The sequence below is a fragment of the Thauera butanivorans NBRC 103042 genome, from assembly GCF_001591165.1.
Lineage (GTDB): Bacteria > Pseudomonadota > Gammaproteobacteria > Burkholderiales > Rhodocyclaceae > Thauera > Thauera butanivorans.
Genome location: NZ_BCUG01000046.1, coordinates 44,871 through 56,398, shown reverse-complemented (window position 1 = coordinate 56,398; position 11,528 = coordinate 44,871). Strand labels below are relative to the sequence as shown.

The following is an 11,528-nucleotide window of genomic DNA, read 5'->3' as shown; positions in this document are numbered from 1 at the left end:
CATCGGTCGCCCAAAAAGACAGGAAGCTACACAAAACAAGGGCTTGTGAACAGGGGTGTCGCAAGTGCTTGATCGTGAACATCATTCTGGAGTGGTCAACGACAAGCGGGTAGCTGCGGCAGCCCTGGGGGGCTTATCAAGGTAAAGTGATCTCTGCGTTTATTCAAGATGCCAATCAGTTGAGTCTTATTTTGTCTCGCTAATTGAGGGATGCATGCGAGTCTTCAAAGCACTATCTATTGAGGGTGCCCCGGATTTCGGGGTGCTCTGTTACGCAATTTTCCCAATTCATGAACTTGATGCAGCATATTGCGCACTGATGTCTATTGAGAGAGACTCGGAATCGAGAGTCTATAAACTCTTTGACGATCAGTGGCCAAATGGAATCATTCTTAATGAGGTAACTGTTAAGACAGAAGAGGCCGTACTTTCTGCTGTTTCATCCGCTTTTTTTAGGATGTTTGATAGCGGGCCTTGTCTATCTGCTGTATGTATGTGCGATGGTGCATTCGGGGATTATGACGATATTTTTTCTTCTGAGTTGTCAAGTCAAACGTATGCCTTTTGTTTTTACAGAAATCAGCAAGTTATCAACTTGGATGAAAATGCGCTTTCGTCAAAAGAGTGGAGGTCTATCGTGACGCTTTGTCGAAATCGACTTCGATCGGCTTCTATAGAAAGATAGTTGAATGTGAATTCAATATGGCTGCAATCTCAGTTTCGTAGTATTAATCCGGGCTTTATGGGGGTAGGGCGGAACAACCTTTATGTCATAACATAGGGTGGCTCTGCCCGAAATCCATCAATCGTCGCAACCCCAGCATGCATTTGGACTTTATGCTTGTCTTGCATGTTGTGTTGAGATCACCACGCATGTCTTTGATGCGCAGCGCCGGGTCACGCAGAGTACCGACGCGCTGGGCAAGCAGACGCGCTTTGGCTATGACAACGACGGCCGGCTGATCCGCAGCGCGGCCCAACTCGGCAGCCAGTGGCTGGTCAGTTGCAGCAGCTACACCACCACCGGCAAGCTGCTCAAGGCCTGGGGCCCGGCGCTCACCACCGCGGCCACCACGTGCCCGACGGCGGCTGCACCGGTGGCGGTCACCGACTACGCCTACGACGACCTCGACCGGCTGATCCGCGTCACCGAGAACCTGCCGGCGGGCGAGGGCGGCAACCCGCGCGCAGCTGATGGGGGCACCGCGTTCCAACCCACGAATGGCCGCGCATACTTTGAGGGGTTGAGGTAGAGATATGGAAATCATCAACACAGCTGCAGAGCGTGCCCAGGTCGAAATTGGCCGGGATGAGCTTTTGATCGTGAACGCTGCGCTTAACGAGGTCTGCAATGGAATTGCGGTGTTCGAGTTCGAGACTCGGATCGGTGCGAATCGTGAGCGCGCAACTGCTCTACTGAAAGAGGTGGGGGCGCTTCTTGACAAGATGGACTCGCCACGCGAGTAGCCGTGCGCGAACCCGAGAACGCCCGCCCCTTGGACGGGCGTTGTTCTATGCGGCGGCCGCAGTGCGCCTGATCATCTCGGCTACATCGATGGTGTCGATGCCTTCATGATACTGGTCCCGAGCTGGTTTCATTTTTGTGCAGACGTCAGCGCGGTATCGACGGTCAAGCTGATCGACATGGCCGTGGCCGGCAACAAGAAGATCTACAACGCCACCTCGGCGAACTACGCCTCGGCGGTGCAGCCGAACCTGGTGGGATGCGCATCGTGGCTGACGACCTTCCAGGGCCAGATCACGGCCGGCAACCGGCTGATCCTGCCCGACAGCTGCAACCTGACCGAGGGTAGCTGGACGGGGACCGGCTACTTCACCATCAACAGCACCGGCACGAGCATCGGCGCCATCATCGGCGGCGGGCTCGCAGGCGGCTTCTCGACGAATCTGCAGGCGCAGAACCAGTTCGTCAGCAACACGCTGTCGCTGTCGCTGTCGCTGTCGCAGAATCTTGCGACCCAGACGACGGGCTCCTACTTCGGCGACCCCATCGACATGACGAAGGGCCACTTCGTCTATGCTCACCAGGACATCCAGACCGGCGTGGGCGAATTCCCGCTGAGCCTGGGTGTCCAGAAGCTCTACAGCTCGGGCGCACGCACGCAGGACGGCCCGCTGGGCAAGGGCTGGACGCACAGTCTGGCGGCGACCGTCCGCATGGGTTCGGACGGCTTCCAGAGCATGGGCGAGGACTCCGCGCTGGACGCGGTGCCGACGCTGGTCGAGAAGCTGGTGTCGCTCGACCTGCTCAGCGACGCGGCCAAGCCGCTGGACAAGATGGTCGTCGCCACGGTGGGCCAGCGCTGGTTCGCCGACCAGTTGATCGACAACACCGTGGTCGTGGCCCAGGGTCTGAACAGCGAAGTGTTCGTCAAGCTGCCCGACGGCGGCTACAACCCGCCGCCGGGCAACGCGGCGCGGCTGACGAAGCAGGGCGACGGTACCTACCAGTACGAAACGCTCAACCGCGCCAAGCTTGTCTTCAACAGCGCGGGCAAGCTGGCGACCTACACGCACCCGAGCGGCGTGGAGGCCAAGTTCACCTATAGCGGTGCCAATCTCACCCAGGTCGCCAACAGCCTGGGCCGGGTGCTCAACTTCAGCTACACCGGTGGGCGCATCAGCGGGGTCAGCGACGGCACGCGCAGCATCGGCTACGCCTATGACAGCAGCGGCAACCTCGTCAGCTCCACCGACGCCACCGCCAAGGCCACCACCTTCCAGTACGACCAGCCGGGGCGGATGACCAAGTTCTTCTACCCGAGCAACCCGTCGGTCGCCTTTGCCACCAACGTCTATGACAGCCTGGGCCGTGTGCAGACCCAGACCAATGCCGCCGGCAAGCTCTACACCTACCACTTCGCCGGTTCGCGCTCGGAAGAAGCCGGGCCGGGCGCGGTCAGCAAGGTGTCCTATGTGGATGCCTTCGGCCGGGTGCTGAAGTCGGTCGATCCGCTCGGCCGCGTCACCACCAACACCTACGACGGCCAGGGCCGGCTGACGCGCAAGGAGTTCCCCCGCGGCAACGCGCTCGAGTATGTCTATGACGATGCACCATGCGCAGCGCCCAGCAATAGCTGCACGCACAACGTCAAACAGGCCAAGCAGGTCGCTGTGCCGAGCACAGGGCTGCCGACGCTGACCAGCAGCTTCACCTACGAGAGTGCCTTCAACAAGGTGGCCAGCGCCACCGACGCGCTGGGCAAGGTCACCACCTACACCTACACCGCGCAGGGCAACCCGCTGACGGTCACGGCCCCGGCCGACGCGGCCGGCGTGCAGCCGCAGACCACCTACGGCTACACCGCCTACACGGCCAGCGGCTACCCGAGCTTCTACCTGCAGACCTCGCAGACCAGCAAGATCAACGCCAGCGCCACGGTGGTGACGACGACTGCCTACAACGCGGCCAACAAGAGCGGTTGCAGGATATGCGCCAATGGCGTACATTGCCCAACATGATCTTTATCGAAACCCCGGTCTTCACGAGGCGTCTGTGCGAACTGCTGGATGATGACAGCTACGCAGATTTTCAGCGCCTGCTGGCCGAACGGCCGGATATCGGGGATGTGATCGAAGGAACGGGCGGAATCCGCAAAGTACGGGTCGCCAGCAGCGGACGCGGCAAGCGTGGCGGCTCTCGGGTCATCTACTACCATTTCGTTTCGGCGGCGCAGATCGCGCTTCTGCTGATCTACCCCAAGAACGAAAAGGACGACCTGACCAGCGATGAACGCAAGGCGCTGCGGCGCATCATTGAAACGTGGGGGTGAGCATCATGGGCAACTTTTTCGATGACCTGATGGAGAGCGTGCAGCAGATGGACGAAATCCGCCGCGGCGAGCGTCAGCCGTCCCGTGAGTTCGCGGTCGACGCACTGCAGGTCAAGGAAATCCGCATGGCAACCGGGCTTTCGCAGGCTCGGTTTGCCAAGGTGATCGATGTGCAGGTAGGCACCCTGCGCAACTGGGAGCAGGGGCGCCGCGAACCCACCGGCCCGGCCAAGGCGTTGCTGCGCGCTATCCACAACGATCCTGAACACGTGCTGCGGGCGCTGGCAGGATGACCAGTTCGCTGTGATCAAATTACGGCGGGACTTGCACCCGCAGGAGGGCGCCCATGCTGGGCGCACCTGAAAACGCCCCTCGCGGGGCGTTGCTGTTTGGGACTGCGGCCGGCCTCACGAGTGCTTGATATCGAACTGTGGCGCGCTCGACCTGCTCTCGTAGTACCGGGCACGATCCACAATCCGCTCCATTGCGGCGGCGAGAGCGTCTCAGTGTTCATCGGTGTGGCGGCCTCGCGCAAGAACGAGGCGCGGTTCTACTCGCCGGGGTATAAAAAGTAGGCGTCAGCCATAGGCCTTGGAGAAAACTTCGTCCATGGCATCGATGATGGCGTCTGCTTGGTGTGCCAACGACCCCACCTTCTTATCCAGCGAATCGATTGGTACCGACACCACTTGCAGTGTATGTAATGTCACCTGGACGTCATCGATTTCGAAAACCGGGTTTACTCGCGATGCCACCATGCCCACGTTGGCAGAGGCTTTCTCGGTTCTGGCCAGGGGAATGACGATTCGGTTTTTCCGCTCATCGAATGCCGCGGACTGTACCACGACGACGAACGGGGTTGCAGCGGCATTCTTGCCGGGGTTCCGATGAACGTCGAACTGGCTCATAAAGGGGAGTGCTCCGAACCGAACGTGCCATAGCGGTCATCGAACCGGTTCCAGGCTTCAGAGACTTTTGCGTAGAGTTGGCGCTTTTCTTCGCGAGCCTGAGCTTCCCTGGCAATAAATTCAGCCAGCAAGCCATCGACCGTGGCCGACAGGTTGTTCGTGTAGCGGCGGGCTTGCTCGACGGTGCTTTCGCTCAAGGTCAAGTTGACCGGGCGTTTCGTCGCCTGTGCAGCGGCTCCTGTGGGTTTCATGGCTACCTCCAGTGCGCATAGTGTGCGCATGATACCTTGGGTGTGCAATTGGATTTGAAGTTCTGCGGTTTTTCTCGTCATAGACGAATGGCATGCATGCCGAGCCGTAAACGGCTATGCTCACGGTTCGAGCAACGACATGGCAATACGCGTTTCAGATGCAGGCAGAGCGATGTGGACCAAGATGAGCAGGCCATCCATCCTGGGTTTGTCCAGCCAATCCGAGGGCATGTCGGACGAGGCCCGACTCGTTGAGGCGCTTCAGCATCATCAGCTCATTACGGTCGAGGGTGTCGAGCGGGTGCGTGCGGCGGCGCTCGCTCGCGGCCTGGCGTTCTCCCGGGCGGCCACGCGTCTGGGGGTCGTGTCCGAGCGGGACATGGCGGGGCTGTTCGGCGAACTCCTCGGCATCGATGTCCTTGCTCGATCCGACTATCCGCGTCCGCTGGCGATTCCGGCCGGACTGAATCCCGTCTTCCTCCGTCGGCACGGTGTGTGCCCGATCGGCGAGTCCAAGGCGGGACTGCGGCTGGCGATGGCCAATCCGCTGGACGAGGTGGCGGTCGAGGGCGTGCGTTTTGCGCTGGGCAAGCCGGTGGAGCGGCTGGCGGCGCTGGAGTCGGACATCGAGGAACAGTTGCAGGCCAACGCCCGCGAGGACAGTCCGCATTCGGATGCTCATGCGGGGCAGGGCGAAGCAGCGGGCAGCGGGGACGATATCGACCGGCTGTCCGACCATGATTCGGATGCGCCTGCCATACGACTGGCGCACCGTCTGCTGACGCAGGCGATGGACATGCATGCGTCGGACATCCATCTCGAACCCTCGACCGATGCGTTGGTGGTGCGCTACCGGATCGATGGGATCCTGCAGGAGGCCGAAACATTGTCCGGCCGCTGGTCGCAAGCCCTGATTTCGCGGCTCAAGCTGATGGCGCGGCTCGACATTGCCGAAAAACGCCTGCCGCAGGATGGGCGCATCCGCTTCACGACGCGGGGTGTGAGCCTCGATCTGCGCGTCGCGACCTTTCCCACGTTGCATGGCGAGTCGATGCTGCTGCGTCTGCTCGGGCAGCACTCGGTTTCGCCTGAACTGGAGCGGCTCGAGCTCGACCCCTTCAGCCTGAGCGAAATTCGGACAGCGCTCGGGCGGCCCCATGGCATCGTGCTGATCACCGGCCCGACCGGCAGCGGCAAGACGACGACCCTCTACGCCGCGCTGAATGCGATCCGCAGCCCCGAACTCAAGATCGTCACGGTGGAGGATCCCATCGAGTACACCTTGCCCGGCGTGGCGCAGCTGCAGGTGAAACCCGAGATCGGCCTGACTTACGGCGCAGCGCTGCGCTCGGTGCTCCGCAACGATCCGGACGTGATCATGATTGGCGAGATCCGGGACGGCGAGACTGCCGATATCGCCATTCGCTCGGCACTTACCGGACACCTGGTGCTTGCGACGCTGCACACCAATACCGCCGCAGGTGCCGTGACGCGCCTGCTGGATCTGGGGGTGGCGGACTATCTGCTGGCATCGACGCTGGTGTTTGCCGGCGCACAGCGCCTGGTTCGCCGACTGTGCCCGGCGTGCGTCACGACGCGTTCACCGACGCCGGAGGAGCACGCGGCGATGGCCGTGGTTGCGGGAGACGATGCCGGCGCCTACCGGCTGCCCATGGCAACAGGTTGCCCGGCCTGCCGGGGGCGCGGCTACAGCGGGCGGATTCCGCTCTTCGAGGCGCTGGCCATCGGAACGGAAGAGCGAGGGGCGATCCGGCAGGCGCATGCGGAAGAGGCGCTGCAGCGATTGGCCCGGGAAAAGCTCATCCCGAGCTTGCTGACCATCGGATTGCGCAGGGTGCTGGCGGGAGAGACGACGCTCGACGAAGTGCTGGGCGTCATCGAGGACGGGCGGCTGTGAGGCGGTTCACCGTGCGTGCGCTGACTGCCGATGGCGAAACCCGCATCCTGATACGTGAGGCGAAGGATGCGGAGGGCCTTGCCCTTGTGCTGATCGGCGAAAACCTGACGCCGCTCCGGATCACGGAGCAGGACGGCAGCCTTGGCGATCTGCTCAGCCGACCGGTGACGCTGAACCGGCGCATGCCGCTTCGCGACGTTGCGCTATTTTGCGAACAGATCGGTGCGATGCTCGCCTCCGGGCTGACCGTCGAACAGGCGCTGCGCGTGGTCTCGCGCCAGGCGGGCAAGCGTCCGTCGGCGCGCTTTGCGCGCAGCCTGCTGCCTCGCATCCAGGCCGGGGCACCCCTGTCGGACGCCTTGGGCGCCGAACCCGGCATGCCGCAGTATCTGCCGCCGATGATCCGGGCGGCGGAGAGCGGCGGGGACCTGGCCGACGGGCTGGAGGCTGCAGGACGCCACCTGCAGCGCCAGGCCGGCACGCGGGCGGAGATCGGCAATGCGCTCACCTATCCTGCCATCGTGCTCGCGACCGTGCTGCTTGCGCTGGTGGTGGTGCTGACCGTGGTGATCCCGGGATTCGAACCGATCTTCGCCGGCGAAGAGCATCGCTTGCCGGGCATGACGCGTTTCGTGCTGTGGCTGTCGGACGTGGTACTGAACCATGCACTGGCAGCGCTGCTGTGGAGCCTCGGGCTCGTCGCGGCAGGGTTCGTGCTGTATCGCCGTTCTCCATGGTTCGACACTTGGTTCGGCGCAGCGGCACGACGGCTTCCGCCTGTTCGTCTCATGGAAAGACTGAATGTTTCGCGCATGCTCGGCGTGCTCGGGATGCTCTTTCAGAGTGGCGTGGAAGCTTCGGAGGCCGTGCTGCTGACTGCACAGGCTGCCGGCTCGCGGCGTCTTCGTATCGCGCTGGAAGGTGCGTCGCGACAGCTTCGCGAGGGCAGCACGATCGGTGAGGCACTCGAATCCATCGGCGCGATTCCCGACGAGACCTGCGCATTGATCGAAGTGGGCGAACATACCGGCGCACTCGGTGCTGCAACGCTGCGCGCCGCCCAGTTGCTGGAGCGAGATGCGTCCGAGCAACTCGAGCGGACGCTCGCGCTGGTCAATCCGCTCGCGATCGCGTTCCTGGGTATCGTCGTCGGCCTCGTGGTCGGCGGCGTCATGCTGGGAATACTCAGCATCAACCAACTTGCATTGAGATCATGACCGGACACTTTCGTCGATCGGCACGCCGGCACACCGGGACAAGCAGGGGCTTCACGCTGCTCGAACTTCTGGTCGTGCTCGTCATCATGGGTTTGCTGACCGCCGTGGTCACGCCGCAGGTGATGAACATGTTCTCCGGCGCAAAGTCGGATACGGCGGCGCTCCAGGTGGAGACGCTGACCACCGCACTCAACTACTACCGGGTCGACATGGGGACTTATCCGGAGATGGAACATGGGCTGCGCGCCCTGTGGGAAGCCCCGCCGGGCGCGGCCAAGTGGCGTGGGCCCTATGTGCGCAAGCAGCAGCACCTGACCGATCCGTGGGGGCGCCCGTACCGCTACCGGATGCCGGGCAAGCATGGAGCGGTGGATGTGTTCTCGCTGGGTGCGGACGACAAGGAAGGCGGCAGTGGCGAAGACACCGACATCGGCAATTGGGACAGGCAATGAGCGTGGTGTGACGCTGCTCGAGCTGCTGGTGGTGATCGTGCTGCTCGGCTTGCTGTCCGCCATCGGCGCCCAGGTCATCCCGGGCGATGAGCGGCGCCTGCAAAGTGCCTCGGAACGGGTCGAGCACCGTCTCAGGAAGGCCAGGTTGAGCGCGATGAGAAGCGGCGCCGCCGTGTTCGTTCCATGCGAATCCATGGCAAGTTCGAGGCGAGGGGAGGCCGCCAAGGCTGACCGTGATACCGGCTTCACGGTGTCCTGCACGAGCGCGGCGGGACGGGAGCGGGGCATCACCTTCTTTCCCGATGGGTCTTCCAGCGGGGAGACGATCGGATTCATGACCGGAAAGTCGCGTGCCCGGATCCGTGTCGATGCGCTGACAGGCACTTTGACCTTCGAGTGACACCGTGCAGCAACAAGACGGATTCAGCCTGCTCGAAACCCTGATCGCCCTTGCCGTGGTGGCGCTCTTCTTCGGCGTGCTGCTGCCGCCGATCGTGACGAACCTGGAACGCATCGAAGCGGATGCCCTGAGGGTTGAGGCCTTGCTGGTCGCGGCCAATCAGATCGAGGCCCATGTCGTCATCGCCGCCGATACGGAGGGACGCTTCGAGGGCAGTGAAGGCGCCCTGTCATGGAGGGCGACGGTCGAACAGGCTGGAACGGCAGCCCGTGCGGGCGATACCGTGAAGCCCCATGCGCTTCGTCGGGTGCAGGTCGACGTCTTCGCTCAAGGGCATGTGCCCTTGGTATCGCTTGAAACTTACCGTGTCGGAGTGATTCGTTGAGCGCGCGGCGCACGCGCGGCGCAGCTGGAGGCTTCACGCTGCTGGAGCTGCTCATCGCCATGCTCATCGGCAGCGTGCTTGTCTACATGAGCACCGAAGTGTTGTCGCTGGTCCAGCGCGGTGTGGAGCAATCCAGGGAGCTGGCGGGGCAGATGATGGCGGAGCAGCGCGCGATTGCGGTGGTGAAAGCGGCAATATCGAACCTCGTTCCGCCTGCCTCCGACACCGATGAGCGACATCGGATCGTCGCCACCGGGTCGGCCTTCGAGTTTGCCGCGATTCCGGCCGACAGCCAGGTCCACGCGGGGACGGTGAGAGCAAGCGTTCTGATCGAGCCGGCAAGTGCAGGCGGGTTCGTGGTGGCATTCGAGCAGCGGGGTCAGGGGCCCACCAGCTCGATGCCGAATCCACCACGGCTTGTCCTTTTGCAGGATCTCAGCAGTGCTTCGCTGCAATACCTGTATCGCACCCCGCTCGGTCTTCGAACGCACGCCACGCGGCCCGCGCAGGCCCCGGAGCTGGTGACGCTGCATTGGACCAAGGCGGGCAATGGGGGGAAGAGCGGCTCCTTGTCCGTTCGACCACGACTCGATGTCGGCGCGAACTGCAGGCTCGATTTCCTGCCCTTGAGCTGCCGCTGAGGGGGAAGTTGGCGGGGCGCCTCGAATTGCCTCCTGATTCAGCCCGGGAACGCCAGCGATTTCACCGTGATCGGCACGATGTCGCCGCCCATGAAGGGCTTGCCGACGTCGATGTAGTCGCCGGGGCGGGTCTGGATCTCGTCGATGACGGCGAGCTTGCGGCCGTGCAGGCGGGGTTGCAGCAGCATGCCGAGCACCTTGCCGAGATCCTGGCGGGCGACGACGAACAGCGCCCGTGCGGGGTCGGGATGGGCGTCGGCGAAGTGTGCCAGGGCGTCGACGACGCGCTCGACGTCGGCGTAGGCCACCGGCAGGTCGTCGGGCAGGCCCAGCGCATAGCCGTCCTTGGCGGGGTCGATGTCCATGCGCTTCATCGCGGTATCCCAGTCCTCGGCCAGTTGCACCGCGGTGCAGCCAGGCCAGGGGCGGGCGGCATGGACCACCGGCAGGTTGCGCACCGGCAGGTGCTGTTCGTCCACCCAGATGGTGCTGCCCGACAGCGACAGGCTGTAGGCGCCGGCGCCGATCACGGTGGCGCGCAGGGTGTGGCGCGGTTCGCGCAGCGGCAGCGCCTGCATGCCGGCATGGCGGTGCAGCGCCTCGGCGAGGGCTGGGCCGATGTCGCCGAAGGCGCGGGCGGAAGCGATGCCCTGCGGGTCGTAGTAGCAGGCGCCGACGCCGCCGGACAGGTATACCGCATCGTAGCGATGGCCGGGGCGCAGGCAGTCGGTCATCAGCAGTTGCTGCGCCAGCGGCGAGGGCTGGCCGACGCAGATTTCATGGATCAGGCCGGCCATGCGGCCGGCGATGCGGGCGACGGTGCCGTCGCCAACCGGTTGGCCGGGTTCCGGAAGCGGCGACAGTCCCAGTTCCGTGCAGATCGGCCGGGCCGGTGCGTGCAGGTGGCGCAGGCGGCCGTCGCTTTCGAGTTCGAGCAGGTGGCCGCCGACGTTGAGGCAGGCGGTGTCGACGACGCGGCCGGCCTCGAACACCGCGTAGTTGGAGGTGCCGCCGCCGATGTCGATGTTGAGCACGCGGCAGGTGTTGGTGCGCGAATGTTCGGCCGCGCCCGAGCCCTGGCCGGCGATCACCGATTCCAGGTGCGGGCCGGCGGTGGCGACGATGAAGTCGCCGAGCTGTTCGGCCAGTCCCATCACCGCCTGGCGGGCGTTGCGCGCCTTGGAGGTTTCGCCGGTGATGATGATGGCGCCGGACTTGACCAGCTCGGTGTCCAGCCCGGCGGCGGCGTACTGCGACATGATGAAGCGGCGCAGCGCGTCCTCATGCACGTGGCCTTCGAAGTCGATCGGCGTCGGGATCGCCGGGCTGACGTAGAGGATGTCGCGGCGCGAGAACTCGTAGTTCGGCACCTGCGAGGCGGCGGCGCGGTTGACCACTTCGAGGCGCGAGAAGATCACCTGCGACGTGGTCGTGCCGATGTCGATGCCGACGCTGTGGATCTGCCAGGATTCAGCCATGACGCGGATCTCCTGTGCTTGCGCCCCCGCTCCCCGGGAGGGAGGGCCGGCCGGGGGCTGGGGAGCGGGGGCGCGTCGCGGGCA

At 63.8% G+C, this 11,528-nt stretch carries 14 protein-coding genes; 11 read left to right on the top strand and 3 right to left on the bottom strand.

Translation table 11 applies throughout. The features are described from left to right. Window positions 1–782 precede the first annotated feature (782 nt). The 5 genes from TBU01S_RS16965 (at window position 783) to nadS (ending at window position 4,087) form a co-directional block, all read left to right on the top strand. Window positions 783–1,253, top strand: a complete 471-nt coding sequence (locus TBU01S_RS16965; protein WP_068638290.1) for an RHS repeat domain-containing protein — start codon at window positions 783–785, stop codon at window positions 1,251–1,253. 4 nt (window positions 1,254–1,257) lie between these two features. Continuing rightward, a complete protein-coding gene (locus tag TBU01S_RS16960) occupies window positions 1,258–1,467 on the top strand; it encodes a hypothetical protein (RefSeq protein ID WP_068638288.1) in 210 nt (69 codons plus the stop codon). A gap of 105 nt (window positions 1,468–1,572) precedes the next feature. Then, entirely contained in the window at window positions 1,573–3,483 is a 1,911-nt protein-coding gene (locus TBU01S_RS16955; RefSeq protein WP_068638287.1) for a DUF6531 domain-containing protein, read from the top strand. Further along, window positions 3,480–3,794 carry a type II toxin-antitoxin system RelE/ParE family toxin gene (locus TBU01S_RS16950; protein ID WP_068638285.1) on the top strand — a complete coding sequence of 105 codons (315 nt, stop codon included), beginning with the start codon at window positions 3,480–3,482 and terminating at the stop codon, window positions 3,792–3,794. Before TBU01S_RS16955 ends, TBU01S_RS16950 begins: the two co-directional genes overlap by 4 nt. Before the next feature lie 5 nt (window positions 3,795–3,799). After that, the gene (gene nadS / locus TBU01S_RS16945) at window positions 3,800–4,087 is read left to right on the top strand and encodes a NadS family protein (RefSeq protein ID WP_068638304.1); all 288 of its coding nucleotides are present in this window, start codon (window positions 3,800–3,802) and stop codon (window positions 4,085–4,087) included. Between the two features lie 285 nt (window positions 4,088–4,372). On the opposite strand, the gene TBU01S_RS16940 is transcribed toward nadS, so the two are convergent. Both TBU01S_RS16940 and TBU01S_RS16935 read right to left on the bottom strand, forming a co-directional pair. After that, a complete protein-coding gene (locus tag TBU01S_RS16940; RefSeq protein ID WP_068638283.1) occupies window positions 4,373–4,702 on the bottom strand; it encodes a CcdB family protein in 330 nt (109 codons plus the stop codon). After that, a complete protein-coding gene (locus tag TBU01S_RS16935; RefSeq protein ID WP_068638280.1) occupies window positions 4,699–4,953 on the bottom strand; it encodes a type II toxin-antitoxin system CcdA family antitoxin in 255 nt (84 codons plus the stop codon). Before TBU01S_RS16935 ends, TBU01S_RS16940 begins: the two co-directional genes overlap by 4 nt. Window positions 4,954–5,125: 172 nt before the next feature. On the opposite strand from TBU01S_RS16935, the gene TBU01S_RS16930 reads away from it, so the two are divergent. The 6 genes from TBU01S_RS16930 to TBU01S_RS16905 are packed head-to-tail and all read left to right on the top strand — an operon-like array spanning window position 5,126 to window position 9,966. Beyond that, the gene (locus TBU01S_RS16930) at window positions 5,126–6,871 is read left to right on the top strand and encodes a GspE/PulE family protein (protein ID WP_068638278.1); all 1,746 of its coding nucleotides are present in this window, start codon (window positions 5,126–5,128) and stop codon (window positions 6,869–6,871) included. A gap of 11 nt (window positions 6,872–6,882) precedes the next feature. Then, window positions 6,883–8,088 carry a type II secretion system F family protein gene (locus TBU01S_RS16925; RefSeq protein WP_157659184.1) on the top strand — a complete coding sequence of 402 codons (1,206 nt, stop codon included), beginning with the start codon at window positions 6,883–6,885 and terminating at the stop codon, window positions 8,086–8,088. Continuing rightward, the gene (gene gspG, locus TBU01S_RS16920; protein ID WP_068638273.1) at window positions 8,085–8,540 is read left to right on the top strand and encodes a type II secretion system major pseudopilin GspG; all 456 of its coding nucleotides are present in this window, start codon (window positions 8,085–8,087) and stop codon (window positions 8,538–8,540) included. Before TBU01S_RS16925 ends, gspG begins: the two co-directional genes overlap by 4 nt. Before the next feature lie 7 nt (window positions 8,541–8,547). Further along, window positions 8,548–8,940, top strand: a complete 393-nt coding sequence (locus tag TBU01S_RS16915; protein WP_068638272.1) for a prepilin-type N-terminal cleavage/methylation domain-containing protein — start codon at window positions 8,548–8,550, stop codon at window positions 8,938–8,940. Window positions 8,941–8,944: 4 nt separating this feature from the next. Next, window positions 8,945–9,325: a type II secretion system protein gene (locus tag TBU01S_RS16910; RefSeq protein WP_068638270.1), complete on the top strand. Its 381-nt coding sequence runs from the start codon at window positions 8,945–8,947 to the stop codon at window positions 9,323–9,325. Further along, complete coding sequence (locus TBU01S_RS16905) at window positions 9,322–9,966, top strand: PulJ/GspJ family protein (protein WP_068638268.1); 645 nt, start codon at window positions 9,322–9,324, stop codon at window positions 9,964–9,966. Before TBU01S_RS16910 ends, TBU01S_RS16905 begins: the two co-directional genes overlap by 4 nt. A gap of 38 nt (window positions 9,967–10,004) precedes the next feature. Here the strand turns inward: TBU01S_RS16905 and TBU01S_RS16900 are convergent, their stop codons facing one another. Further along, the gene (locus tag TBU01S_RS16900; protein ID WP_068638265.1) at window positions 10,005–11,444 is read right to left on the bottom strand and encodes an ethanolamine ammonia-lyase reactivating factor EutA; all 1,440 of its coding nucleotides are present in this window, start codon (window positions 11,442–11,444) and stop codon (window positions 10,005–10,007) included. Between the last annotated feature and the right edge of the window lie 84 nt (window positions 11,445–11,528).

Coding starts and splice junctions, on each gene's coding strand:
- TBU01S_RS16935 (WP_068638280.1), bottom strand. CDS start 4,953: ATGAAACCCACAGGAGCCGCTGCACAGGCGACGAAACGCCCGGTCAAC.
- TBU01S_RS16930 (WP_068638278.1), top strand. CDS start 5,126: ATGTGGACCAAGATGAGCAGGCCATCCATCCTGGGTTTGTCCAGCCAA.
- TBU01S_RS16950 (WP_068638285.1), top strand. CDS start 3,480: ATGATCTTTATCGAAACCCCGGTCTTCACGAGGCGTCTGTGCGAACTG.
- TBU01S_RS16900 (WP_068638265.1), bottom strand. CDS start 11,444: ATGGCTGAATCCTGGCAGATCCACAGCGTCGGCATCGACATCGGCACG.
- nadS (WP_068638304.1), top strand. CDS start 3,800: ATGGGCAACTTTTTCGATGACCTGATGGAGAGCGTGCAGCAGATGGAC.
- TBU01S_RS16960 (WP_068638288.1), top strand. CDS start 1,258: ATGGAAATCATCAACACAGCTGCAGAGCGTGCCCAGGTCGAAATTGGC.
- TBU01S_RS16955 (WP_068638287.1), top strand. CDS start 1,573: ATGATACTGGTCCCGAGCTGGTTTCATTTTTGTGCAGACGTCAGCGCG.
- gspG (WP_068638273.1), top strand. CDS start 8,085: ATGACCGGACACTTTCGTCGATCGGCACGCCGGCACACCGGGACAAGC.
- TBU01S_RS16940 (WP_068638283.1), bottom strand. CDS start 4,702: ATGAGCCAGTTCGACGTTCATCGGAACCCCGGCAAGAATGCCGCTGCA.